Raw genomic sequence first — 25,662 nt, 5'->3', positions numbered from 1 at the left:
CAAAGGGCCAAAGTGGCGCGTTAAACGGGGAAAGATCGGGTGGAGGCAAGTGCACAAGTGCGCACCAAGGGTGGCTTCATTGCAGGGGTGGCATTTTTCATCCTGGTCATGTGGGGTCTCTACCAGACTGCGTTGGATGTTAAAGGTTGGCTGACGGATGCCAACCGGTTGCCCATGAGCGAGCTCTTGCTGCAGGGGCAACACCAGTATTTGCAAACCGACGAGTTGCGTAGCGCCGTGCTGGATGGTGCCGAGCTGCGTAACTTCTTCGAGTTGGACGTTAACGAATTACAGGCGCGGTTGAACGCCTTGCCTTGGGTGGCCCAGGTCTCTGTACGCAAGAAGTGGCCAAACAAGATCAAGGTCTATCTCACCGAACAGGCGGTAGCGGCACGCTGGAATGGTAACCGCTTCGTCAACACCAAGGGTGAGGTGTTCAGTGCGCCGGACAGGGTGAAGACCCCCCTGATGCAGCTATCCGGGCCTGAAGACCAGGCCGCAAAGGTGCTGGAAGCCAGCCGTCAGTACGAGGCGCAGCTGGCGGCCAGAGGATACAAGTTGCTGGGGGTGAATCTGACTCCCCGCCATGCCTGGGAATTGACCCTGGATGGCAACATTCAGCTGTTTTTGGGGCGCGCGGATATTGCGCTCCGACTGCAGCGGTTTATCGATGCTTTTCCGGTCATCGAACCCCGTGAGCGGGTTGCTTATGTGGATCTTCGATATGACACCGGAATGGCAGTTGGCTGGAAGAAGAACGAAGAGAAAGTGAATGACCAAAACCGCAGATAGAAATCTGATTGTCGGACTGGATATCGGCACAACCAAGGTGGCGGTTCTGGTCGGCGAAGTGCTGCCAGACGGTGAGCTCAATGTCATCGGCATGGGCAGTCACGCCTCGCGTGGCATGGATAAGGGCGGGGTCAACGATCTCGATTCCGTGGTCAAATCCCTGCGTCGTGCGGTGGAAGAGGCAGAGATGATGGCCGACTGCCAGATCAGCTCTGTGTATCTGGGGCTGTCCGGCAAGCATATCGATTGCCGCAACGAAACCGGCATGGTGCCCATCTCCGATGAGGAGGTGACCCAGGAGGACGTGGACAACGTCATCCACACCGCCAAGTCGGTACGGTTGTCCGATGAGCTGCGGGTGCTGCATGTGCTGCCCCAGGAGTTTGCCATCGACTACCAGGAAGGGATCAAGAACCCGGTTGGTCTGTCCGGTGTGCGGATGGCGGCCAAGGTGCACCTGATCACCTGCCACAACGACATGGCCCGCAACATTGAAAAATGTGTGGAGAAGGTCGGTTTGCGAGTGGATCAGCTGATCTTCTCCGCGCTTGCTTCCAGCTATGCCGTGCTGACCGAAGACGAGAAAGAGCTGGGTGTCTGCGTGGTGGACATAGGTGGCGGTACCATGGACATGTCGCTGTTTACCGGCGGTGCCCTGCGCCACACCAAGGTGATCCCGTACGCCGGCAGCACAGTGACCAGCGATATCGCCTACGCCTTCGGCACACCGCCGCTTGACGCAGAAGCGATCAAGGTGCGCTATGGCTGTGCCCTCGGCCGTCTAGTCAGCAAGGAAGACAATATTGAAGTACCCAGTGTCGGCGGTCGTCCGGCGCGTAGCCTGCAACGGCAGACACTGGCTGAAGTGATTGAACCCCGTTACACCGAGTTGCTCTCCATGGTGAATGATGAGCTGGTGCGGGTACAAAGCGAGTTGAAAGCGCAGGGGGTCAAGCATCAGCTGGCAGCCGGTGTGGTCTTGACCGGCGGCGCTGCCCAGATCGAAGGCATTGTGGAGTGCGCAGAGCAGATCTTCCAAAGCCAGGTCCGGGTGGGAGAGCCCATGAATATACGGGGATTGAGTGATTATGTGCAGGCACCTGTGTACTCGACCGCGGTCGGGTTGCTGCAGTATGGCCGCACCCATCAATCTTCAGGCAGTAGCAAGGAATATGCCGCCAAGGCAAGCGTAGGTGGGCTGGTCAAACGGGTCAGCAACTGGTTGCGTGGCGAGTTCTAAAAGATTTTGCTGAGTCAGGCAAATAAAGCGGAGAGACAACATGTTTGAATTTATGGATAGCCACACTGACGAAGCCGTCATTAAAGTGATTGGTGTGGGTGGCGGCGGCGGTAACGCAGTCGAGCACATGGTTCGTCAAAACATCGAAGGTGTCGAATTCATTACCGTCAACACCGACGCCCAGGCTCTGCGTAACTCCAGCGCCAACACAACTCTGCAGATCGGTGGTGGCATCACCAAGGGTCTAGGTGCCGGAGCCAATCCGGAAGTGGGTCGTGATGCGGCCATGGAAGACAGGGAAGCGCTGCGTGAGCTGCTGACCGGTTCCGACATGGTGTTCATCGCCGCCGGCATGGGCGGTGGTACCGGTACCGGTGCTGCACCGATCGTGGCCGAAGTGGCCCGCGAGATGGGTATACTGACAGTTGCTGTCGTAACCAAGCCGTTCTCCTTCGAAGGGAAAAAACGGATGGGCTTCGCCGCCCACGGCATAGAAGAGCTGTCCAAGAATGTCGACTCCCTGATCACGATCCCCAACGACAAGTTGCTGAAGGTGCTGGGTCGTGGCATCTCCTTGCTGGACGCCTTCAAGGCAGCCAACGATGTGCTGCTGGGTGCGGTACAGGGGATCGCCGAGCTGATCACCCGTCCGGGCCTGATCAACGTCGACTTCGCGGACGTGCGTACCGTGATGCGTGAAATGGGTACCGCCATGATGGGTACCGGTTCCGCCTCCGGTGATGATCGTGCCGAAGAAGCGGCCGAGAAAGCCATCTCCAGCCCGCTGCTGGAAGACGTGGATCTGGCCGGTGCCCGTGGCATCCTGGTCAACATCACCGCCGGCATGGACATGACCATTGAAGAGTTCGAAACCGTGGGTAACGCGGTCAAGGCCTTCGCTTCCGAGAACGCCACTGTGGTGGTGGGCACCGTAATCGACCCGGAAATGCACGACGAACTGCGTGTGACCGTGGTGGCTACCGGTATCGGTGCCGAGCGCAAGCCCGACATCACGCTGGTCAAAAACAACATGGTACAAGAGCGTCCGGCCCGTCAGCCCCTGATCAGCGAAGCCCTGCAGTCTCGCGTGATGGAAGAGGCCCCGGCCAAGGTGGTCAACGCCGAGCCGCAAGCTCGTCGTGAACCGGATTATCTCGATATTCCTGCGTTCCTGCGCAAGCAAGCTGACTAAGCCTCTAATGGCACTAGTTTGTTTGTTGCTTAAGGAATGTGCTAAGATGGCCTGCCAACGACCATCTGGTCCGGAATATGAGCTGTTAAGCGGATACGCCCATGATTAGACAAAGAACCTTGAAAACGAGTGTCCAGGCCACTGGTGTTGGCCTGCATTCGGGCCGGAAAGTCACAATGACGTTCCGTCCGGCGCCTGTTAACACAGGGATCGTTTACTTGCGTACCGATCTTGATCCTGTGGTAGCGCTGCCAGCCAATGCCGATCAGGTGCGCGATACTGTGCTTTGTACCGCTTTGGTCAACGAAGCCGGTGTCCGTGTCTCTACCATTGAGCACCTCTCTGCCGCGCTGGCCGGGATGGGGATCGACAACCTCTATGTCGAGGTTGACGCACCCGAGATCCCGGTGATGGACGGCAGTGCGCACCCCTTTATCTACCTGCTGCAAGAAGTCGGTATCCGTGAGCAAAATGCTGCCAAGCAGTTTGTGCGGATCAAGCAGAGCATCCGGGTTGAAGACGGCGACAAGTGGGCGGAATTCCACCCCTATCGCAACGGCTTCAAAATGGATCTCGAGATCGATTTCCAGCATCCGGTATTTGAAGGACGCAATCAGCGTTGCGTGCTGGACTTCTCAGGTGCTTCTTTCGTGAAAGAGATCAGTCGTGCCCGTACTTTTGGCTTCATGCGTGACATCGAGTACCTGCGTTCCCAGAACCTGGCATTGGGCGGAAGCCTGGAAAATGCTGTTGTGCTGGATGACTACCGGGTACTGAACGAAGATGGCTTGCGTTATGAAGATGAATTCGTCAAACACAAGATGTTGGATGCTATCGGTGACCTTTATATGTGTAACCGCAGCATTATCGGCGAATTCCGTGCCTACAAGACCGGCCATGCTCTGAACAACAAGCTGCTGCGTGCCTTGCTGGCCAAGCAGGAGGCCTGGGAACTGGTGACCTTCGAGGGTGAGGGTGCCAAAGCGCCTATCGCTTACTACGATAACGGTCTGGTTCTGGCCTGATAGCTGTGCAACAGGACGTCGGTCATCTCTCCGCACCGACGTCCTGTCATTCATTTTTCCATCCTGATACCGATACCGATACCGATACCGATTATCTCCCGGTTTTATTTCCCGTGCAGGCTCCTGGCCTCACCTGACCGAGCAGACAGATTTCTATGAGCATTACCCTGATCCTCAACGGCAAGCAGCGACGCAAGTTGCATTTGCCCAAACAACGTCTGGCCTGGGTCGGCGGAATCCTCTTCTCTGTATTGGCCCTGGGTGGCGGCTGGCTCTGGCAGAGCTGGCACCAGAAAATGGATGCGCTCGAAGTGGCGCTGGCCATGGCCGAACAACAGACATCCACTCAAGGGGCAGATGAAGCCCGCGAACAGCTTGCCATGCTGGCCGCCCAGGTGGGCACCATGCAGGGGCAGTTGGGTCGTATCAATGCGCTCGGTGAACGCTTGACCGAGCAGGCAGACCTCGATCCCGAGGAGTTCAATTTCAAGGAACTGCCCCCTATGGGCGGTCCTTCCTATGATGTGGATCTGGAAGTCAACCTGAATGAATTGCAGGATTCCATGAAGCATCTCAGCCAGCAGCTCAGCAGTCGTGAAGAGCAGCTGTCGGTACTTGAATCTTTCATCATGAATCACCATATAGCCGATGCCGGTTTTATTTCAGGCTCGCCTGTCAAACAGGAGCGGGTCTGGATCTCGTCGGGCTTTGGTGGTCGGGTCGACCCGTTCAACGGTCGCGCCAAGATGCATAAAGGGGTCGATTTCCGTGGCAAGCCCGGTACCCCTATTTTGGCGACGGGCCCGGGCATTATCAGCTGGGCAGGCCGCCATCCGGAATTTGGCAACATGGTGGAAGTGAACCATGGCAATGGTTTGGTGACCCGCTATGCCCACAACTCCAAGTTGCTGGTTGAAGTTGGCACGCTAGTCGATCAGGGTCAGAAGATTGCCTTGATGGGACGCACCGGTCGCGCGACCGGGGTCCATTTGCATTACGAAGTATTGAAAGACGGTCGTCAGGTCAACCCCGCACGCTTTCTCAACGCCAGACGGGGTTAGGTTTTTTTCTCCAGGTTCCAGTGACGGAACACTTATATAACCAGAAATAGTTGGTACCCATGATTAGCACACTGCTTACCAAGATTATCGGCAGCCGGAACGACAGAACGCTCAAGGCTTTGCGCAAAATTGTAAAACAGATCAATGCGATGGAGCCTCAGTTCGAGGCTTTGTCCGATAGCGAGTTGCAGGCCAAGACAGCTGAATATCGTCAGCGTCTGGAGCAGGGTGAGACGCTGGATCAGTTGCTGCCGGAAGCGTTCGCGACCGTGCGCGAGGCCTCCAAGCGGGTGTTTGGCATGCGTCACTTCGACGTCCAGCTGATTGGCGGCATGGTGCTTGACTCCAACCGCATCGCTGAGATGAAAACCGGTGAGGGCAAGACGCTGACTGCTACCTTGCCGGCCTATCTGAATGCCCTGAGCGGTCGTGGTGTGCACGTGGTGACGGTGAACGACTATCTGGCCAAGCGTGATGCCGAGGCTAACCGCCCCCTGTTCACCTTCCTCGGCATGACGGTCGATTGCAACGTGCCTGGCATGGATGCGTCCCAGAAGCGTGACGCTTATGCTGCAGATATTACCTACGGTACCAACAACGAATTCGGTTTTGATTACCTGCGTGACAACATGGCGTTCTCGCCCGAGCAGCGTGTCCAGCGTCCGCTTAACTACGCGCTGGTGGATGAAGTCGACTCCGTGCTCATCGATGAAGCCCGTACCCCGCTGATTATCTCAGGCCCGGCCGAAGACAGTTCCGCCCTCTACATCCAGGTCAACAAGCTGATCCCGCAACTGATCAAGCAGGACAAGGAAGATACCGAAGAGTACACAGGCGAAGGTCACTACACGGTAGACGAGAAGAACCGTCAGGCCCTGCTGACCGAAAATGGTCAGATTTTCGTGGAAGAGCTGCTCAAGCGAGAAGGGCTGCTGGCCGAAGAGGACTCTCTGTTCTCCGCGACCAACATCAGCCTGCTGCACCACGTCAACGCCGGTCTGCGTGCCCACACTCTGTTTGAGCGCAACGTCGACTACATAGTGCAAAAAGACGAGATCGTCATCGTTGACGAACACACCGGCCGTACCATGCCGGGTCGTCGCTGGTCTGATGGCCTGCACCAGGCCGTCGAGGCGAAGGAAGGGGTCAAGATCCAGAACGAGAACCAGACTCTGGCCTCTATCACCTTCCAGAACTACTTCCGTCTCTATGACAAGCTGGCGGGCATGACGGGCACGGCAGATACTGAAGCCTTTGAATTCCAGCAGATTTATGGCCTGGATACAGTGGTTATCCCGACCAACAAGCCGATGGTGCGCAAAGACATGGGCGATCTGGTCTATCTGACCGCCCAGGAGAAATATGCCGCCATCGTCGAAGACATTCGCGGTTGCGTCTCCCGTGGTCAGCCGGTGCTGGTGGGTACTGTCTCCATCGAAAACTCCGAGCTGCTCTCCGGCATCCTGACCAAGGAGAATATTCCGCACAAGGTACTGAACGCCAAGTTCCACGCCATGGAAGCGGAAATCGTGGCTCAGGCAGGTCAGCTTGGCGCCGTTACTATCGCCACCAACATGGCCGGTCGTGGTACCGACATAGTGCTGGGTGGCAACTGGCAGGCCGAGATTGCCCAGCTGGATAACCCGACTGACGAGCAAATCGCCGAGCTGAAAGCGGCCTGGCAGGTGCGTCACGATGAAGTGCTGGCCGCAGGTGGTCTGCACATTATCGGTACCGAGCGTCACGAATCCCGTCGTATCGACAACCAGCTGCGCGGCCGTTCCGGTCGTCAGGGTGACCCGGGTTCCTCCCGTTTCTATCTCTCCATGGAAGATACCCTGATGCGGATCTTCGCCTCCGATCGCGTGACCGGTATGATGAAGAAGCTGGGCATGGAAGAGGGCGAGGCCATCGAGCACCCTTGGGTGACCAAGGCCATCGAAAATGCCCAGCGCAAGGTGGAAGGTCGCAACTTCGATATCCGCAAGAGCTTGCTCGAGTTTGATGACGTGGCCAACGACCAGCGCAAGGTGGTCTATGAGCAGCGCAACGAGCTGCTGGATACCAACGATATCTCCGAGACCATCCACGTCATCCGTGACGACGTCTATGGCGCCGTGATCGACGAATACATTCCGCCCCAGTCTCTGGAAGAGATGTGGGATGTGCCGGGTCTGGAAGCGCGTCTGAAAGCCGATTTCGGGCTGGATCTGCCGTTGCAGCAGTGGCTGGCGGAAGATGACAAGCTGTATGAAGAGAAGCTGCGCGAGCGCATTCTGGACGAAGCCACCAAACTCTATGCCCACAAGCAGGAACTGGTCGGTGTCGAGGTGCTGCGCAACTTCGAGAAGGCGGTGATGCTGCAAACCCTGGATGGCTTGTGGAAGGAGCATCTGGCGGCTATGGATCACCTGCGTCAGGGTATCCATCTGCGCGGCTACGCCCAGAAGAACCCCAAGCAGGAGTACAAGCGCGAGTCTTTCGATCTGTTCACCCAGATGCTGGAAACCCTCAAACGCGACGTGGTCAGCATACTGAGCCGTGTTCAGGTGCAGGAGCGTGACGTGGAAGCCCTGGAAGAGCAGCAGCGCCAGCAGTCCGAAGCCGCTCCCCGCACTTACACCCATGCCACCGCAGAGAGCCAGTTGGCCGATGAAGAGGCCGCTGCCGAAGAGGGTCACACCACCTTCGTGCGGGATGAGCAGAAGATCGGTCGCAACGATCCCTGCCCCTGCGGCTCCGGCAAAAAATACAAGCATTGCCACGGTCAGTTGACCTGATTGGATCAGGCGATGACAAGGCGGGCCCGGTGCCCGCCTTGTTTTTATGAAACAGGTGAAGACGATGAGGCGTTAGCCTCGGTTTGCAGGTTCGATTGGCGAAGTGTCTTTGGATACCGGGCATCATCGAGTGGTCCGATCAAGCCGAGGGCGCAGAGGTAACAAGATGGAACAGAAAAAACGGATCTGGGTGGCGGTTGGCGTCATCGAGAATGAGCAGGGCGATATCTTCATCGCCAAGCGTTCTTCAGACCGCCATCAGGGCGATCGCTGGGAGTTCCCGGGTGGCAAGGTAGAGGCGGGGGAAGACCTGCTCACCGCGCTGGACAGGGAGCTGTGGGAAGAGATCGGTATCCGGGTGCTGGATTGCGCTCCCTTCATGGAGCTGCATCATGACTACCCCGAGAAGCAGGTGCTGCTGGATATCTGGAAGGTGACCCGTTTTAGCGGTGAGCCGTTTGGCAAGGAGGGGCAGGAGTGCCTGTGGGTGCCGCTGGCATCACTGCATGAATACCAGTTTCCGGATGCCAACGATCCTATCGTGGGGCGGCTGCAAGCCTCTCTGGCGATCTGATTGACCATGGCTAAGTCATTGCTACGGATTTGACAGCAATTAAAAAAGGGCCTTGTCGGCCCTTTTTTGTGTGCGGCTCACTGCCACTGCTCACCTTCATCCGGGTAAGGCAGCAGGTCCGGGTTGATGGGGCCCGGGATTCGCTTTTCTTCATCCGCCCATTCGCCAAGATCGATAAGCTGGCAGCGTTTGCTGCAGAAGGGGCGGAACGGGCTCTGCGGCCCCCATTCCAATTCGGTTTTACACGTCGGGCACTTTACTTTGGTGACCATGGTTACTCCTTAGCAGCAGGCGAGCTGGAAGGGAACGTCGCCAATCTGTTGATCTGTAGTGGGCAGGAAGCGCAGCGCGAAACGGTTCTTGTGGCCGCTCAGCGTCGGATAGCACTGCTGGGCATCGGGCAGGCGGATGCGGATCAGTTCCGCATTCTCGGCAGTATCCTGGAAGAAACCATTGGTAGCGATCTCGTCGCTGAAGTTGCCGGATTCACGCCATAGCCGCAGCAATAGGGTAATGGCATTCATCAGCAGATTGATGTCGCTGAGCCAAAGTTGCATCTGCTGGTTGCGAACCATCGTCGGCGTACCCAACCAGTGGTGCAGTTGCGGTACATCGAAGGCGCACAGACCGCCCGGAATGGAGAAGCGCTGACGGATGGAGCCGAGCAGTCTATCCTCTTTCAGCCGAGCGCCGGGGCGTGAGGCACTGAGCAGGTTGCGAGAGAGCTGGGTGCTCTCCTGCTGCATCTGTTTGATCTGTTCCAGATCGACATCCGGCAGACTGGCCCAGTGGCTCAGACGCTGGCCGAGACGCTCCAGATCCTTGATGAGATCGGCTCGCAGGTCTCCGCGCTCCAGCAATTCTTGCAGATCGAACAGCCCCTTGAAGAAGGCGATATGTGCCCAGGACTGGTCACTGTCCAGATTGTCGCGGATCTGGGAAAAGAGAGACTCCAGACGAAGATAGGTCCGGCTTTTTTCATTGAGGGGAAAATCGTAAATCATGCCTAATCCTGGCCAGCCATAAACCGGCCTAGTGTACTCACACTTGACTGGCTTGTTGAGAGGCAAATGCCATATATGTCTCGTGCAGCGCTAAAATCCGGCGCTTTATGGTCTCGGCTGCGTCACTTTGGTTGTCCAGCACGTCATCGGCTGCCGCGAGCCGCTCGGCACGGCTTGCCTGTGCAGCCAGAATGGCCTCTGCTTGCGCCCGGCTAACGCCATCCCGGCGACAGGTCCGCTCAATCTGGGTTGCCTCATCCACATCGATCACCAGCACCCGGTTGGCCAGCTGGGTAAGTCGGTTCTCGATCAGCAGCGGCACCACCAGCAGGCAATAGGGCGAGCGTGCGTTGGCGCACTGGCGCAGCATCTCCTGGCGGATCAGCGGATGGAGCAGGCCGTTGAGCCATGCCTTGGCGTCAGGATCGCTGAATACCCGCTCCCGCAGGCGGCGCCGATCGAGCTGCCCCTGCGGATCCAGCATCTCGGGGCCAAACTGGGCGGCGATGGCGGCCAGTGCCGGTGTGCCGGGCTCCACGACTTCGCGAGCGATGACGTCCGCATCCACTATGTCTATGCCAAGCTCGGCAAACTGGTTGGCAATGGTGGTTTTGCCGCTGCCAATACCGCCTGTGATTGCAACGATATACATGGGTCAGTGCACCCTTTTTTCAGAGGACAGTGGAGAGATACCAGCGGGTGATGCTATCGCCCCAGAGCAATGCGATCCAGCCTGCGATGGCGAGATAAGGGCCAAAGGGGATGGGTTTGCTCTGGTGATGGTTGCGCAGCAAAATGAGGCCAATGCCGAAGATGGCGCCGACCAGAGAAGAGAGCAGCAGTACGATGGGCAGCGCCTGCCAGCCAAGCCAGGCTCCCAGCGCCGCCAGCAGTTTGAAGTCCCCATAGCCCATGCCCTCCTTGCCGGTAAGCAGCTTGAAGGCCCAGTAGAGGCTCCACAGCACCAGATAGCCTGCCATGGCGCCGATGACCGCATCGCCGAGGGGCACGTATCCGCCAAGCAGGTTGAACAGCAGCCCACCCCACAGCAGCGGCAAGGTGAGCTGGTCCGGCAGCAGCATCTTGTCCAGATCGATAAAGGTGAGTGCCACCAGCACCCAGGTCAGCAGGAGGGCAGCCAGCGTGTCCCAGCCAGGGGTGAGCGTCATGGCAACCACCACAGAGAGCAGAGCGGTCAGCAGCTCCACCAGCGGATAGCGAGCCGAAATGGCGGTCTGGCAGCCCCGGCAGCGACCTTTGAGCCAGAGCCAGCTCAGCAGGGGAATGTTTTCCAGGGCCGTTATGGGGTGATTACAGTGAGGGCAGCAGGAGCGCGGCACCATCAGATTGTAGCGCTCGTCAGCTTCTGGCTGCGGCGTGTCTGAACTGAAATAGCTGCGATATTCGGCCTGCCACTCCCGTTCCAGCATGATGGGCAGGCGGTGGATCACCACGTTGAGAAAGCTGCCGATCATCAGGGAGAAGAGAAATACCAGCGAGAAGTAGAGCCATGGCAAGCCGTGTGCCAGCTCGAGAAGAAGTGTCATAACCAACCGTCAGTGTTGAAAAACCATATATGTAGCGGCCGCAGGATACTTGCGGCGCAGCCTCGTAGGTTCGATTAGCGCAGCGTAATCGGACATAGGCGCCATCAGAGAGGCGTCTTTTGCCTCCTTAACCTACCACGTCACCCAGCTTGAAGATGGGCAGGTACATGGCAACGACCATGCCGCCGACCAGTACACCCAGCACCACCATGATGAGAGGCTCCAGCAGGCTGGTGAGGCCGTCGACCAAGTCATCGACCTCTTGCTCGAAGATGGTCGCGACCTTGGAGAGCATATCATCGATGGCGCCTGACTCCTCACCGATCATCACCATCTGGATCACCATGTCGGGGAAGAGATCCACGGTGCGCATCGCCACGTTGATCTGCATGCCGGCTACCACCTCGTTGCGAATGGCCATGACGGCGGTGCGATAGACATAGTTACCTGAGGCGCCTGCGGCCGAGATCAGTGCATCCACCAGGGGTATGCCCGCCGAGAAGGTGGTGGAGAGGGTGCGGGCGAAGCGGGCCATGGCCGCCTTGTGCAGTATCATGCCCACCACGGGAATGGTGAGGATGAACTTGTCTGTGTTGTCTTTGACCTTTTGGGACGCGCGCCAGGCTCTTACATAAAGGAAAATGCCAAGCCCTATTCCGCCAAATATCACATACCACCAATCCTGCATGAAGCGGGAGATGCCGATGACAAACTGGGTGAAGATGGGCAGCTCGGCGCCAAAGCTCTTGAAGATGTCCTCGAACTGCGGGATGACGAACAGCAGCAGTATGGAGGTGACGACGATGGCGACCAGGATGACCATGGCCGGATAGAACATCGCCTTCTTGATCTTGGACTTGAGCGCTTCCGACTTTTCTCTGTAGGTGGCGATGCGATCGTAGATGGTTTCCAGGGCGCCGGATTGCTCGCCTGCTTCCACCAGATCGCAATAGAGCGCATCAAAATGGCGAGGGTGGCGGCGCAGGGCATCTGACATCGGGGTGCCTGTCTCCACATCGGCAGCGATCTGGCCCATCAGCTCGCGCATGGCGGCTTTTTCATGGCTGCGGGCTATGATCTGCAGGCTCTGCACCAGAGGTACCCCGGCGGAGAGCATTGTGGTGATCTGACGTGAAACGATGGCGATATCCATCGGTTTGATCCTGGCGCCACCTTTGGAAAAAAGCCCCTGGCTCTTTTTGCTCACTCTGGTGACATTGACCCCCTGCTTGCGCAGTTCGGCCTTGACCGTATTGATGCTGTCGGCCTGTAGCTCGCCGGATACCTTCTGACCCTTGCGATTTACCCCGCTCCAGCGGAAGGCAAAGACTTTCTTGGGGGCATTCTGTTTTTGCGTTAGCGTTGCCATCACTGCATCCTGCAATTGGGCGCTGGCATCCGACTCTCTTGTTGCCTGGATGCCCTGGCCTGATGGGAATCGTCAAGGATGCCGGTTCGGCATCACCTGGATCAGTCTGTCTGATTGAACATGGTCTGTCAGTTGGTGGTCACCCGGTTGATCTCTGCCAGGCTGGTCACTCCCAAGCGGGCCTTCTCCAGGCCCGAGACACGCAGGGTTCGCATCCCCTCTTTTTGAGCAATCGCTGCAATTTGCAGGGAGTTGGCCCCTTGCATGATCAATTTTGCAATGTTTTCAGACATTAGCATGATTTCGTAGATACCGACCCGACCCTTGTAGCCCCCCGAGCACTCTTTGCAGCCTACCGGTTTGAACAGGCGCAAGCCGGCGGCCAACTGCTGCTGGGTGAAGCCCAGCTCCAGCAATTCAGCCTCGGGTACCACTTCCGGCGCCTTGCAGTGATCGCAGAGCTTGCGAGCGAGGCGTTGGGCCATGATGAGGGTTACCGAAGAGGCGATGTTGAAGGCCGGAACCCCCATGTTCATCATCCGGGTCAGGGTTTCGGCAGCCGAGTTGGTGTGCAGGGTGGAGAGCACCAGGTGGCCGGTCTGGGCGGCTTTGATGGCAATCTCGGCGGTTTCCAGATCCCGGATTTCCCCCACCATCACCACATCGGGGTCCTGGCGAAGAAAAGAGCGCAGGGCGCTGGCGAAGGTCAGCCCCGCCTTGGGATTGACTTGTACCTGGTTGACACCGGGCAGGTTGATCTCCACTGGATCTTCGGCAGTGGAGATGTTCACCTCTGTGGTGTTGAGAATATTGAGGCCGGTATAGAGAGAGACCGTCTTGCCAGAGCCGGTCGGGCCTGTCACCAGTATCATGCCCTGGGGCTTGGAGAGGGCCCGCAGATACTGTGCCTTCTGCCGGTCGTCGAAGCCGAGCTGTTCGATATTGAGCCGCGCTGCGGAAGAGTCCAGCAGACGGATAACGATCTTCTCGCCCCACATTGTGGGCAGTGTGTTGACCCGCATATCCATGGATTTGTTGCGCGACAGCTTGAGCTTGATGCGACCGTCCTGGGGCAGTCGTCGCTCGGCGATATCGAGTCGCGCCATCACCTTGAGGCGTGCCGAAAAGCGGTTGGCCAGATTGACCGGCGGCGTCGCTATCTCGTGCAGTATGCCGTCGATACGAAAGCGGATACGGTACTTGGTCTCATAGGGTTCGAAGTGCAGATCCGAGGCCCCGCGCTTGATGGCATCCATCATGATTTTGTTGATGTATTTGACGATGGGGGCATCGTCATCTGCGGTATTGACGCTCTCATCGAGGCGGGAGTTTTCGTCCGAGACTTCCAGCTCGGAGATCTCCGACTCGTCGATCTCCTCCATGCCGAGGGCATCCTGTTCGCTTTCCAGCAGCTTGCCGATGGCGGCGGTGAGCTTGTTCTCTTCCACCAGCAGGGCTTCGCTATGGAGCCCGAAGCTGAAGCCAAAATCCTCCAGTGCCGACACATTGGTCGGATCCGACATGGCAATATAGAGGGTATGGCCCTGGGTGTAGATGGGCAGCACATGGTGTTTTTCAATCAGCTTCTGATTGAGGTACTTCTGCGGGATCTCGGCCAGGTCGAAGGCGGCAAGATCCAGCAGAGGTACCCCATATTCCAGCTCGCAAAAATCCGCCAGCGCCTTGCTGTCGAGGATCTCGTTTTCAATCAGAAATGTCACGAAGGGTTTGCGCTGGGCCTTGGCTTGGCTCAGGTAACGCTGTGAGTCGGACTCACTGAGCAGGGATGAGGCGGCCAGGCTTAACGCCAGGCCGCTATTGGGGCTAGAGGTCATGTGCAATTAGCAGAAATTAGCCGGGCTGCATGTCCCAGTCCATGAAACAACACCACCGCTAATTGCCCCTACCAAGCTGTATGCTCCAGAAGGTGAAGCCATTGAGGTTGTAACTGTAATGCTGGTACTGGCACTGGTATTACCACTAAGCGTTAAAGTTACTCCTGCCGGAACTGCAAAGTTACTTGCAGCAGATAGATTGGAACATCCGTAGTTACCGGTAGTTTGCGCACAGATTTCAGCTTCCGTTTTTACTGGTCCTGTTGCCGAAACAGCTGCGGTAAATTTGGCCTTATTTGTATAATTCTGATACGCCGGTAGCGCGATGGCGGCCAGGATGGCGACGATCGCGACCACGATCATCAGTTCGATAAGGGTAAAGCCTGATTGCTTCTTCATGTCAAATATCCTTTTGTCCTTGGTTCCTGAGACGTGCTGGTGGAAAACTATCCACACGTCAGTATCTTATCCGAGCTGTTCGACTTGGCAACAGAGCGCATCGCCTTTGTTAACTAGTTTCCTGTCATTTGCGAAGAACTTGATATAAATCATGGATGAAGAGCCTCTACTGGCTCTTTTTTACTGGCGGGATGGGGTCCATCATCACACTCCTTTGCTGAGGGATCCTGCATAAAGAAAAGGCGCCCGTGGCGCCTTTTGCAAGTCCTTCATCTTCTTATATGTCAGCCGAGCCATGATGAGATCGCGAGTATTTCTCAGTTGGCTTTATCCAGCTAAATAAAGCGCATGGAGAGATCTAGTGCCCGCACATGCTTGGTCAGTGCCCCTACCGAGATAAAGTCGACGCCGGTGGCGGCATATTCTGCCAGCGTGTCCAGCGTCACATTGCCGGAGACCTCCAGCTTGGCACGGCTCTGATTGAGGGCCACGGCTTCGCGCATCATGGGCACATCGAAGTTGTCCAGCATCACTATATCGGCGTTGGCGGCCAGTGCCTGTGCCAGCTCGGCCAGGGATTCGACCTCCACCTCCACCGGTTTGCCCGGATTGAGGCGGCGGGCTTCGGTGATGGCTTCGCTTATGCCGCCGCAGGCAAGGATATGGTTCTCCTTGATGAGGTAGGCGTCGAACAGGCCGATTCTGTGGTTCTTGCCACCGCCACAAGTGACGGCGTATTTCTGGGCGGTGCGCAGCCCCGGCAGGGTTTTGCGGGTATCGAGCAGACGGCAGTCGGTGCCCGCCAGTTCGGCCACGTAGCGGGCGGTGAGTGTGGCAACACCCGAAAGGGTCTGCACGAAGTTCAATGCGTTGCGCTCGCCGGTCAGCAAGACGCGGGCCGGGCCGTGCAGGCGAAACAGCTCCTGATTGGGGGAGAGCAGTTCGCCATCTTGCACTTTCCACTCCACCTTGACCTCGCCGCCGAGCTGGGCGAACACTTCATCCACCCAGGGTTGGCCACAGAAGACGCCCGCCTCCCGGGTGATGACACGGGCGCTGGCAATGCGATCCGCCGGGATCAGCTGGGCCGTGATATCGGCGCTGGCATCAGGTTGATCGAGCGTGGTGAGGGCCTGACCTAGGTCTTCGAGTAGCGCGGCGCACACGGCGCGGCTGATATCCTGTTGAAACATGCCTTTATTCCTGCAAGGGTCTGAGAAGCAACTGCCTGTCTTTTTGGCGCAATTCCAGCCGGCCGAGGGCATTCATGCCCACCAGGATCTCGTCCCCGCCGGCCGCTGGATTGATAAAGATGGGCAAATCGTACAAGGTCAGCGGACCCATCGCCAGGGTTTCGATCTGACCGGTCTGAACCTGGATGATGCCGGCTGCCGTGTTGACACGGCTATGGCCGCTGGGGGTCAGCCCGATGCGCTCGGCCACATGCAGCGGCACTGTGACCCGGGTTGCGCCCGTGTCCAGCAGCAGTTGCACCGGTTGGCCGTTGATGGCACCCTCCAGACGATAATGGCCGCTGGCATCGGCTTTGAGCCGCAGCTCACCGCTGGCGGTCACGGTCGGTTGCGAGCTGTGGTGGAAATAGAGGGTCAGCAGCCCCATCAAAGAGAGCCAGGCCAGCAACCAGAAGCGGCGTGCCATAGGGTGCATATCCTTTCCTGCGTTGGGCAACAGAGGGCTCAGCCTATCACAGTTGCCTGGCTGGATTCAGGCGATTGCGGCGACCGTGAGAGGCGAATCATCCTGCTGCCCAGTCGCTCCTTGTCAAGTGCGCCATTCCATTGCAGAACGAGTAGATGATGACCCAGCCTAAAGCAGTTTTTTCCATTGATTCAGACGGTTGGTGTGAGCAGGCGCGCAAGGTGCCGTCACCGCACCACAACGAGCGAGCCAGTGTGGACGATATCTCCCTGCTGGTGGTACACGGTATCAGCCTGCCGCCAGGGGAGTTCGGCGGTCCCTGGATTGACGATCTCTTTCTGGGCCGGCTCGATCCGACTGCGCATCCCTATTTCGCCAGCATTCATCAGCTGCGGGTCTCGGCCCACTGCCTGATCCGGCGGGACGGTGAGCTGGTGCAATACGTACCGTTTGGCGCACGCGCCTGGCATGCCGGTATATCGAGCTGGGAGGGGAGAGAGGCCTGCAACGACTTTTCCATCGGCATCGAGCTGGAGGGAACCGACGAGCAGCCCTACAGCGATGCGCAATATGAGGTGCTGTCAGGGCTCAGTCGAACCATATCTCGCCATTATCCTGCCATTACTGCGCAACGGATTGTCGGTCATTGTGATATTGCCCCCGGGCGCAAGACGGATCCGGGTGACAGTTTCGAATGGCAGCGCTATCTGCAAATGCTCAACTTTAAGTAAATATTCTAAAGATAAGTTAGTGTTTTTAAAATCAATGGCTTGCATTTATGGCAGGCCATTTTTTCCTGCTGTTGATCAAATGTTGCCTGTGAGCCAGCTCAAAAATATTGGTCAGACCAATTTCTATGAGCTAAATCATAAATCCCTCTTTTTACCCCTTAAGTGGCAAGGTTGAACCTTGATTCAGATCATCTTTTGGGTGGACTTTTTCCAAGCCCTCTGCTAATTTTCGCCCCATTCATGAAATTGGTAATACCAATTTAACAAAGTAGCCTCATGCCCTATCTCAAGATTACTCAACCCAAGCTGGCCGACGCCATTGTCGCCGAGTTGGAACAGATGATTCTGGAAGGCAGTTTGCAACCGGGCCAGAAGTTGCCGCCCGAGCGTGAACTCGCCATCCAGTTTCAGGTATCGCGCCCCTCCCTGCGCGAAGCCATCCAGCGCCTGGAAGCCAGAGGACTCTTGTATCGCCGTCAGGGCGGTGGCACTTACGTACAAAATGCCTTGAGCAAGGGGATCGCCGATCCCCTGTTCGAGCTGCTCAGCACCCACCCGGAAGCCCAGTATGACCTGCTGGAGTTTCGTCACGCGCTGGAAGGCATCTGTGCCTACTATGCTGCGTTGCGGGGAACCGATGCCGACTTCGAGCGGATACGCAATGCGCAGTCCGCCATCGAGGAAGCCGGTCAGCAAGGTTCGCTGGTCACCGAATCTGCCGCCGTTACCCAGTTTTATCTGGCGGTGGCCGAGGCGTCCCACAATGTGGTGCTGCTGCACCTGTTGCGGGCCATGGGCCCCATGCTTGAGCAGAACATTTTACGTAATAACGAAATTTTGAATCGCCGTCCGGGAGTGGTAGCCAAGATACGTCGCCATCGTGCGCATCTGATCGAGGCTATCCTGTCGGGGGCTCCGGAGCGGGCCAGGGCTGCTTGTCATGAGCACCTGGCCTTTATCGAGGACACCTTGTTGGATATGCAGAGGGAAGACAGCCGGATCCAGCGATCCATGCGTCGGATCCGTCAGCAGGAAAACTAATCCCACAAGGCTTTATTGTCGAATGCTTGCGCCCTTCGCCGTGCAATGCCGTGCAATCACAACAAAATAGGAACCAGCCATGTCTGATATCCTGAAGAACGATGTGGACCCGATAGAAACGCTGGAGTGGCTTGCCTCTCTGGAATCCCTGCTGCGTGAAGAGGGTCCGCAACGCGCTCAGTTCATTCTTGAACAACTGGCCGAGAAAGCCCGCGTGAGCGGTGTGGACGTGGCTGCCAAGGCGAATCGCGACTACATCAACACCATCCCGTCCAGTGACGAACCGGCTTACCCGGGCGATCTGGAGATGGAACGTCGCATCCGCGCCATCATCCGCTGGAATGCCATGATGATAGTGCTGCGCGCCTCCAAGAAAGACCTGGACCTCGGTGGTCACATGTCTTCCTTCGCTTCCTCTGCGACCATCTACGAAGTTTGCTACAACCACTTCTTCCGCGCTCGCAGCGAGAAGGACGGTGGCGATCTGGTTTACTTCCAGGGTCACATCTCCCCGGGCATCTACGCCCGTGCGTTCGCTGAAGGTCGTCTGACCGAAGATCAGCTGGACAACTTCCGTCAAGAAGTGGACGGCAAGGGTATCCCTTCCTATCCGCACCCGAAACTGATGCCGGACTTCTGGCAGTTCCCGACCGTTTCCATGGGTCTGGGCCCCATCGCCGCCATCTATCAGGCTCGCTTCCTGAAGTACCTGACCGACCGTGGCATCAAGGATTGCTCCGAGCAGACCGTTTACGCCTTCCTGGGTGACGGCGAGATGGACGAGCCGGAAGCCAAGGGTGCCCTGACCGTTGCCGTGCGTGAAAAGCTCGACAATCTGGTCTTCGTGGTCAACTGCAACCTGCAGCGTCTGGATGGTCCGGTCGTAGGTAACGGCAAGGTCATCAACGAGCTGGAAGGCCTGTTCGCAGGTGCCGGCTGGGATGTCACCAAGGTTATCTGGGGTCGCAAGTGGGATGAGCTGCTGAAGAAAGACACGTCCGGCAAGCTGATCCAGCTGATGAACGAAACCGTGGACGGCGACTATCAGACCATGAAGTCCCGCGATGGCGGCTACGTGCGTGAGCACTTCTTCAACCGTTACCCGGAAACCGCCGCGCTGGTCAAAGACATGACCGACGAGGAGATCTTCGCCCTGAACCGCGGTGGTCACGACCCCCGTAAACTGTTTGCCGCTTTCTCCAAAGCTGCAGCGACCAAGGGCAAGCCGACTGTCATCCTGGCCAAGACCATCAAGGGTTACGGCATGGGCGAAGCGGCCGAAGGCAAGAACATTGCCCACCAGGTCAAGAAGATGGATCTGGGCTCTGTGCGTCACCTGCGCGATCGTTTCAGCCTGCCGGTCACCGACGAGCAGCTGGAAAACCTGCCGTACCTGAAGATCGAAGAGGGTACCGAAGAGCACAAATACCTGCACGCCCGCCGTGCCGCGCTTAAGGGCTATGTACCGACCCGTCTGCGTGAGACCACCACCAAGCTGGACATCCCGGCGCTGGAGACCTTTGGTCCCCTGCTGGGCGAGCAGGCTCGCGAGATCTCCACCACAATGGCGTTCGTGCGTTCCCTGAATGTGCTGCTGAAAGACAAGTCCATCGGCAAGCGCATAGTCCCGATCCTGGCTGACGAAGCCCGTACCTTCGGTATGGAAGGCCTGTTCCGCCAGATCGGTATCTATAGCCCGCACGGTCAGCAGTACACCCCGCAAGACCGCGACATCGTCTCCTACTACAAGGAAGACAAGCAGGGTCAGGTTCTGCAAGACGGTATCAACGAGCTGGGCGCCATGTCCTCCTGGCTGGCTGCTGCGACCTCTTACAGCACCAACGATTGCCCGATGATCCCGTTCTACATCTACTACTCCATGTTCGGCTTCCAGCGCGTCGGCGACATGGCGTGGGCAGCCGGTGACCAGCAAGCCCGTGGCTTCCTGCTGGGCGCGACCTCGGGTCGTACCACCCTTAACGGTGAAGGTCTGCAGCACGAAGATGGTCACAGCCATATCCTGGCGAACACCATCCCGAACTGCATCTCCTATGACCCGTCCTACGCCTATGAAGTAGCGGTTATCGTCCAGGACGGCCTGCGTCGCATGTACGGTGAGAAGCCGGAGAACGTCTTCTACTACATCACTACCCTGAACGAAAACTATGCCATGCCGGCCATGCCGGAAGGTGCAGAAGAGGGTATTCGCAAGGGTATCTACAAGCTGGAAACCGTTGCCGGCACCAAGGGCAAGGTACAGCTGCTGGGTTGTGGTTCCATCCTGGGTCATGTGCGCACCGCCGCCCAGATCCTGGCCAGCGAATACGGCGTGGGTTCCGACGTGTTCAGCGTCACCTCCTTCAACGAACTGGCCCGTGACGGTCAGGACGTGGATCGCTGGAACATGCTGCACCCGACCGCCGAGGCTCGCGTACCCTACATCGCGACCGTACTGGGTTCCGAAGCCACCATAGCTGCGACCGACTACATGAAGTCCTTCGCTGATCAGGTGCGTGCCTTCGTACCGACCGAGCACTACCGTGTGCTGGGTACCGACGGTTACGGCCGTTCCGACAGCCGTGCCAACCTGCGTCGTCACTTCGAAGTGAACGAATTCTACGTGGTAGTTGCTGCCCTGACCGAACTGGCCAAGCGCGGCGAGATCGACAAGCAGGTTGTGGCTGACGCCATCGCCAAGTACGGCATCGATGCCGACAAGGTCAACCCGCTGTACGCGTAAGAGGATCGAGTGCAGTGCCGGGACACATTGCCCAGCACTGCCTTGCAAAGGTTAACGCGACAGACGCGTAAGAGGATAAAGCACTATGTCCAAACAGATTATGGTTCCGGATATCGGCGCCGATGAAGTTGAAGTCACCGAGATCATGGTGGCCGTGGGTGACAAGGTCGAACTCGACCAGTCCCTGATTGCTGTGGAAGGTGACAAAGCCTCCATGGAAGTACCGGCACCGGCTGCCGGTATCGTCAAAGAGATCCTGATCAAGGTGGGTGACAAGGTTGCCACCGGTTCCCAGATCATGATCTTCGAAGCGGAAGGCGCTGCTGCGCCGGCGCCTGCCCAGGCTGCCGCCCCGGTTGCTCCCGCCGCCCCTGCTGCTGCCGTGCGCAAAGATGTGCACGTACCGGACATAGGTGACGACGAAGTGGACGTGACCGAAATCATGGTTGCCGTGGGCGACATGGTTGAAGCCGACCAGTCCATCATTGCCGTGGAAGGTGACAAGGCCTCCATGGAAGTGCCGGCGCCGTTCGCGGGTCGCGTGGTCGAGATCAAGGTTGCTGCTGGCGCCAAGGTGTCTACCGGTTCTCTGGTGATGGTATTTGAAGTGGCGGGCGCTGCTCCTGCCGCCGTTGCTGCGCCGGTTGAGACTGCTGCTCCCGTGGCTGCTGCCCCTGTGGCCGCCGCTGCCAAAGAGGTCAATGTACCTGACATCGGCGGTGACGAAGTCGAAGTGACCGAGATCATGATCGCCGTGGGTGACAAGGTCGAAGCCGACCAGTCCCTGATCGCCGTGGAAGGTGACAAGGCCTCCATGGAAGTGCCTGCACCGTTCGCCGGCATCGTCAAAGAGATCAAGGTGAAGGCGGGTGACAAGGTCTCCACCGGTTCCCTGATCATGGTATTCGAAGTGGCTGGTGCTGCTCCGGCCGCTGCCGCTCCGGTTGCCCAGGCCGCCGCCCCGGTCACTGCTGCCCCTGTTGCCGCTGCTCCGGCTCCGGTTGCCCAGGCTGCTGCCGCTTCCGACTTCGTTGCCAACGACGCCTACGTACATGCCGCCCCGGCCGTACGTCGCCTGGCCCGTGAGTTCGGTATCAACCTGGCCAAGGTGAAAGCCTCCGGTCGCAAGGGTCGCATCGTCAAAGAAGACGTGCAGGCCTATGTGAAGGATGCAGTCAAGCGTGCCGAGTCTGCCCCGGCAGCCGGTACCGGCACTGGCAACGGCATGAGTGTCCTGCCATGGCCCAAGGTTGACTTCAGCAAGTTCGGTCCGGTCGAAGAGCTGGAATTGACCCGGATCCAGAAGATCTCCGGTCCTGCCCTGCATCGCAACTGGGCCATGATCCCGCACGTCACCCAGTTCGACGAAGCCGATACCACGGATCTGGAAGCGTTCCGCAAAGAGCAGAACCTGCTGGCCGAGAAGCAGAAGCTGGACGTGAAGATCACCCCGCTGGTGTTCATCCTGAAAGCCGCCGCCAAGGCCCTGGAAGCACACCCACGCTTCTGCAGCGCCCTGTCCGAAGACGGCAGCAAGCTGATCATGAAGAAGTACATTCATATCGGTGTGGCGGTAGATACTCCGGGGGGCCTGGTGGTTCCTGTGGTGCGTGACGTCAACAAGAAGGGCATCTACGAGCTGTCCCGCGATCTGGCCGAGATCTCCAAGAAGGCTCGTGCCGGCAAGCTGACCGCTGCCGACATGCAGGGCGGTTGCTTCACCATCTCCAGCCTGGGTGGCATCGGCGGTACCAGCTTTACCCCGATCGTCAACGCGCCGGAAGTGGCTATCCTCGGTGTTTCCAAGTCCGAGATGAAGCCGAAGTGGAATGGCAAGGAATTCGTGCCTCGCCTGATGCTGCCGCTTGCCCTGAGCTATGACCACAGGGTCATAGACGGTGCTGACGGAGCCCGCTTCGTCACCACCTTGAGTGGCGTGTTGTCCGACATTCGTCGATTGGTCCTGTAAGTGAGAGGGCGGGCCCAGAGCCTGCCCTTTTTACTTCTCATTTCATTAACAGGATTGTAAACTTGCCCCGTTTTTTCACGGTTGCAGCCGCCTTGTTTGGCATTGAGTTGGCATAAGACTGCGCCGTCCGGGGATATATAAGAACGACAAAGAGGTCATGATGAGTAAAGAAATCAAAACTCAGGTCGTAGTACTGGGTGCTGGCCCTGCCGGTTATTCCGCTGCTTTCCGTGCCGCCGATCTGGGTCTGGATACCATTATCGTCGAGCGTTACTCCACCCTGGGTGGCGTCTGCCTGAACGTGGGTTGTATCCCGTCCAAGGCACTGCTGCACGTCGCCAAAGTCATTGAAGAAGCCAAGGCGCTGTCCGAACACGGCATCATCTTCGGTGCCCCGCAGACCGACATCGACAAGGTTCGCCTGTGGAAAGAGAAGGTCATCAACCAGCTGACCGGCGGTCTGGCTGGCATGGCCAAGATGCGTAAAGTTCAGGTGGTCAACGGTTTCGGCAAGTTTACCGGCCCGAACACCCTCGAAGTAGACGGTGCTGACGGCAAGACGACAGTGACCTTCGACAACGCCATCATAGCGGCCGGCTCCCGTCCGGTGAAACTGCCCTTCATCCCCCATGATGACCCGCGCGTATGGGATTCAACCGATGCGCTGGAACTGACTTCCGTACCAGGCAAGCTGCTGGTGATCGGTGGTGGCATCATAGGTCTGGAGATGGGTACCGTTTACTCTTCCCTGGGTTCCGAGATCGACGTGGTGGAATTTGCCGACCAGCTGGTACCGGCTGCCGACAAAGACATCGTCAAGATCTACACCAAGCGCGTTGCCAAGAAATTCAACATCATGCTGGAGACCAAGGTCACCGCAGTTGAAGCCCGTGCAGATGGCCTGTACGTCTCTTACGAAGGCAAGCACGCTCCCGCCGAGCCGGTACGTTACGACAACGTGCTGGTTGCCGTAGGCCGTGTGCCGAATGGCAAGCTGATGGATGCCGAGAAGGCCGGCGTTGCCGTGACCGAGCGCGGTTTCATCGAGGTGGACAAGCAGCTGCGTACCAACGTCGCTCACATCCACGCCATCGGTGACATCGTGGGTCAGCCGATGCTGGCGCACAAAGGTGTTCACGAAGGTCACGTTGCCGCCGAAGTGATCGCCGGCAAGAAGCACTACTTCGACCCGAAAGTGATCCCGTCCATCGCCTATACCGAGCCAGAGATGGCCTGGGTTGGCCTGACCGAGAAGGAAGCCAAGCAACAGGGGCTGAACTTCGAAGTTGCCACCTTCCCGTGGGCTGCGTCCGGCCGTGCCATTGCGTCTGATTGCTCCGACGGCATGACCAAGCTGATCTTCGACAAGGAGAGCGGCCGCGTCATCGGTGGTGCCATCGTGGGTACTAACGGTGGTGAACTGCTGGGTGAAATCGGTCTGGCCATCGAAATGGGTGCTGACGCCGAAGACATCGCCCTGACCATCCACGCTCACCCGACTTTGCACGAGTCAGTGGGTCTGGCTGCCGAAGTGTTCGAAGGCTCCATCACCGATCTGCCGAACGCCAAGGCCAAGAAGAAAAAGTAATTTTCTTCCCCGCTTGCCTGAAAAAGCCGCTCGAATGAGCGGCTTTTTGTTTTTCTCCGTACCGCTTTGATTTTTCTAAAGCTACTTATGCTAAAGGTAGGTTTTGGCGCTAATGAGAGAGAACCATGTTAGAGGCACCCATTCCACCCGATGAGGCATTGCGACTGGACACCCTGAGGCGGCTCTCTTTGCTTGATTCAGAGGCCGAGGAGCGGTTTGACCGGCTGACCCGCATTGCCCGACGGGTGTTTGATGTACCGATCGCGCTGGTGAGCCTGGTAGATGAAGAGCGCCAGTGGTTTAAATCCTGTATCGGATTAGAGGTCAGTGAGACCGCACGGGATATTTCATTCTGTGGTCACGCAATCATGGGCAATGAGACCTTCATCGTGCCGGATGCCTCGCAGGATCCCCGTTTTGCCGACAATCCGCTGGTGATGGGCGGGCCCTGCATCCGCTTCTATGCCGGACAGCCACTGCAGATCGCCAACGGCTGCAAGCTGGGGACGCTCTGCATCATCGATACGGTGCCGCGGGTCTTGAGTGACGAAGATGTGGGTCTGCTCAAGGATCTGGCGGCGATGGTGGTGCGGGAACTCGAAGCGGTGCAATTGGCCACCATTGATGAGCTGACCCGGATCTCCAATCGGCGAGGGTTCGCGATGCTGGCAGAGAAGAGCCTCTCGCTGGCAAGCCGCTTGCAGATGCCACTGGCGTTGCTCTATCTGGATCTCAATGGTTTCAAGCAGATTAACGATCGGTGGGGACACGCTGAAGGGGATCGGGCCCTGATTGTCTTTGCCGGCCTGCTCAAACAGGCTTTTCGCGGCGCCGATGTGTTTGCCCGGATGGGGGGCGATGAGTTCGCCGTTTTGCTGCCCAATGTGGTGGAAGCGCAGGCGCTACTGGCCTATGAGCGTTTCAACGCCATCTTGGCCGAGCACAATCGGCGCAGTGGTTGCGGTTATGCGCTGACCTGTAGCAGCGGGATCGTCTGTTATGACGGGGGCGGCGGTGTGTCGCTGGCTGAACTGCTTACCCGCGCGGATGAGCTGATGTATCAGCGCAAGCGGGATGGGAAGCGCTGACGATGCCGCAATACAAGCAACCAGCAGA

The 25,662-nt window shown here is 57.9% G+C and carries 22 protein-coding genes; 13 read left to right on the top strand and 9 right to left on the bottom strand.

The genetic code is table 11. From position 1 onward, the window contains the following. Positions 1-39 precede the first annotated feature (39 nt). The 7 genes from AACX78_RS19240 to mutT all read left to right on the top strand — a co-directional run bounded on the left by AACX78_RS19240 (position 40) and on the right by mutT (position 8,664). Positions 40-792: a cell division protein FtsQ/DivIB gene (locus tag AACX78_RS19240; protein ID WP_201302897.1), complete on the top strand. Its 753-nt coding sequence runs from the start codon at positions 40-42 to the stop codon at positions 790-792. After that, positions 773-2,032 carry a cell division protein FtsA gene (ftsA, locus tag AACX78_RS19235; RefSeq protein WP_005314183.1) on the top strand — a complete coding sequence of 420 codons (1,260 nt, stop codon included), beginning with the start codon at positions 773-775 and terminating at the stop codon, positions 2,030-2,032. Before AACX78_RS19240 ends, ftsA begins: the two co-directional genes overlap by 20 nt. A gap of 40 nt (positions 2,033-2,072) precedes the next feature. After that, positions 2,073-3,224, top strand: coding sequence for a cell division protein FtsZ (ftsZ, locus tag AACX78_RS19230; RefSeq protein WP_005305686.1), 1,152 nt, complete (start codon positions 2,073-2,075; stop codon positions 3,222-3,224). Positions 3,225-3,325: 101 nt separating this feature from the next. Further along, positions 3,326-4,249, top strand: coding sequence for a UDP-3-O-acyl-N-acetylglucosamine deacetylase (gene lpxC / locus AACX78_RS19225; RefSeq protein ID WP_017412296.1), 924 nt, complete (start codon positions 3,326-3,328; stop codon positions 4,247-4,249). A 155-nt stretch (positions 4,250-4,404) separates the two neighbouring features. Next, positions 4,405-5,310: a M23 family metallopeptidase gene (locus AACX78_RS19220; RefSeq protein WP_021140334.1), complete on the top strand. Its 906-nt coding sequence runs from the start codon at positions 4,405-4,407 to the stop codon at positions 5,308-5,310. A 59-nt stretch (positions 5,311-5,369) separates the two neighbouring features. After that, complete coding sequence (secA, locus tag AACX78_RS19215; protein ID WP_021140335.1) at positions 5,370-8,090, top strand: preprotein translocase subunit SecA; 2,721 nt, start codon at positions 5,370-5,372, stop codon at positions 8,088-8,090. A 166-nt stretch (positions 8,091-8,256) separates the two neighbouring features. After that, the gene (gene mutT, locus AACX78_RS19210; protein ID WP_159167131.1) at positions 8,257-8,664 is read left to right on the top strand and encodes an 8-oxo-dGTP diphosphatase MutT; all 408 of its coding nucleotides are present in this window, start codon (positions 8,257-8,259) and stop codon (positions 8,662-8,664) included. Between the two features lie 77 nt (positions 8,665-8,741). Here the strand turns inward: mutT and yacG are convergent, their stop codons facing one another. The 9 genes from yacG to AACX78_RS19165 all read right to left on the bottom strand — a co-directional run bounded on the left by yacG (position 8,742) and on the right by AACX78_RS19165 (position 16,486). Further along, complete coding sequence (gene yacG / locus AACX78_RS19205; protein WP_005314167.1) at positions 8,742-8,936, bottom strand: DNA gyrase inhibitor YacG; 195 nt, start codon at positions 8,934-8,936, stop codon at positions 8,742-8,744. 9 nt (positions 8,937-8,945) lie between these two features. Next, positions 8,946-9,668 (bottom strand): cell division protein ZapD, encoded by a 723-nt coding sequence (zapD, locus tag AACX78_RS19200; RefSeq protein ID WP_201302896.1) that lies wholly within the window; start codon positions 9,666-9,668, stop codon positions 8,946-8,948. A gap of 37 nt (positions 9,669-9,705) precedes the next feature. Beyond that, positions 9,706-10,320: a dephospho-CoA kinase gene (gene coaE, locus AACX78_RS19195; RefSeq protein ID WP_159167129.1), complete on the bottom strand. Its 615-nt coding sequence runs from the start codon at positions 10,318-10,320 to the stop codon at positions 9,706-9,708. A 19-nt stretch (positions 10,321-10,339) separates the two neighbouring features. After that, a complete protein-coding gene (locus tag AACX78_RS19190; RefSeq protein ID WP_159167128.1) occupies positions 10,340-11,215 on the bottom strand; it encodes a prepilin peptidase in 876 nt (291 codons plus the stop codon). A 127-nt stretch (positions 11,216-11,342) separates the two neighbouring features. Further along, on the bottom strand, positions 11,343-12,584 hold the full coding sequence (locus tag AACX78_RS19185) for a type II secretion system F family protein (protein ID WP_021140339.1): 1,242 nt from the start codon (positions 12,582-12,584) through the stop codon (positions 11,343-11,345). A gap of 128 nt (positions 12,585-12,712) precedes the next feature. Next, entirely contained in the window at positions 12,713-14,419 is a 1,707-nt protein-coding gene (gene tapB, locus AACX78_RS19180) for a PilB family type IVa pilus assembly ATPase TapB (RefSeq protein WP_159167127.1), read from the bottom strand. A 6-nt stretch (positions 14,420-14,425) separates the two neighbouring features. Continuing rightward, entirely contained in the window at positions 14,426-14,818 is a 393-nt protein-coding gene (locus tag AACX78_RS19175) for a pilin (RefSeq protein WP_083195368.1), read from the bottom strand. 335 nt (positions 14,819-15,153) lie between these two features. Next, the gene (gene nadC, locus AACX78_RS19170; RefSeq protein WP_159167126.1) at positions 15,154-16,011 is read right to left on the bottom strand and encodes a carboxylating nicotinate-nucleotide diphosphorylase; all 858 of its coding nucleotides are present in this window, start codon (positions 16,009-16,011) and stop codon (positions 15,154-15,156) included. 4 nt (positions 16,012-16,015) lie between these two features. Beyond that, entirely contained in the window at positions 16,016-16,486 is a 471-nt protein-coding gene (locus AACX78_RS19165) for a retropepsin-like aspartic protease family protein (RefSeq protein WP_201302895.1), read from the bottom strand. A gap of 149 nt (positions 16,487-16,635) precedes the next feature. Between AACX78_RS19165 and ampD the strand changes: the two genes are divergently transcribed. The 6 genes from ampD to AACX78_RS19135 all read left to right on the top strand — a co-directional run bounded on the left by ampD (position 16,636) and on the right by AACX78_RS19135 (position 25,634). Further along, positions 16,636-17,208: a 1,6-anhydro-N-acetylmuramyl-L-alanine amidase AmpD gene (gene ampD / locus AACX78_RS19160; RefSeq protein WP_159167125.1), complete on the top strand. Its 573-nt coding sequence runs from the start codon at positions 16,636-16,638 to the stop codon at positions 17,206-17,208. A gap of 276 nt (positions 17,209-17,484) precedes the next feature. Continuing rightward, positions 17,485-18,249, top strand: coding sequence for a pyruvate dehydrogenase complex transcriptional repressor PdhR (gene pdhR, locus AACX78_RS19155; RefSeq protein ID WP_005314150.1), 765 nt, complete (start codon positions 17,485-17,487; stop codon positions 18,247-18,249). 79 nt (positions 18,250-18,328) lie between these two features. Continuing rightward, positions 18,329-20,989, top strand: a complete 2,661-nt coding sequence (aceE, locus tag AACX78_RS19150; protein ID WP_005314149.1) for a pyruvate dehydrogenase (acetyl-transferring), homodimeric type — start codon at positions 18,329-18,331, stop codon at positions 20,987-20,989. Between the two features lie 85 nt (positions 20,990-21,074). Further along, positions 21,075-22,958, top strand: a complete 1,884-nt coding sequence (gene aceF, locus AACX78_RS19145; protein ID WP_159167124.1) for a pyruvate dehydrogenase complex dihydrolipoyllysine-residue acetyltransferase — start codon at positions 21,075-21,077, stop codon at positions 22,956-22,958. A gap of 160 nt (positions 22,959-23,118) precedes the next feature. Continuing rightward, a complete protein-coding gene (gene lpdA / locus AACX78_RS19140; RefSeq protein WP_058394581.1) occupies positions 23,119-24,546 on the top strand; it encodes a dihydrolipoyl dehydrogenase in 1,428 nt (475 codons plus the stop codon). A 125-nt stretch (positions 24,547-24,671) separates the two neighbouring features. Further along, the gene (locus tag AACX78_RS19135; protein WP_159167123.1) at positions 24,672-25,634 is read left to right on the top strand and encodes a GGDEF domain-containing protein; all 963 of its coding nucleotides are present in this window, start codon (positions 24,672-24,674) and stop codon (positions 25,632-25,634) included. Positions 25,635-25,662 lie beyond the last annotated feature (28 nt).

It is taken from the genome of Aeromonas sp. 9A (genome assembly GCF_963900955.1).
Taxonomy (GTDB): Bacteria; Pseudomonadota; Gammaproteobacteria; order Enterobacterales; family Aeromonadaceae; genus Aeromonas; species Aeromonas salmonicida.
The sequence above is the reverse complement of the archived record's forward strand: the minus strand, read 5'-3'. Positions and strand labels throughout refer to the sequence as shown.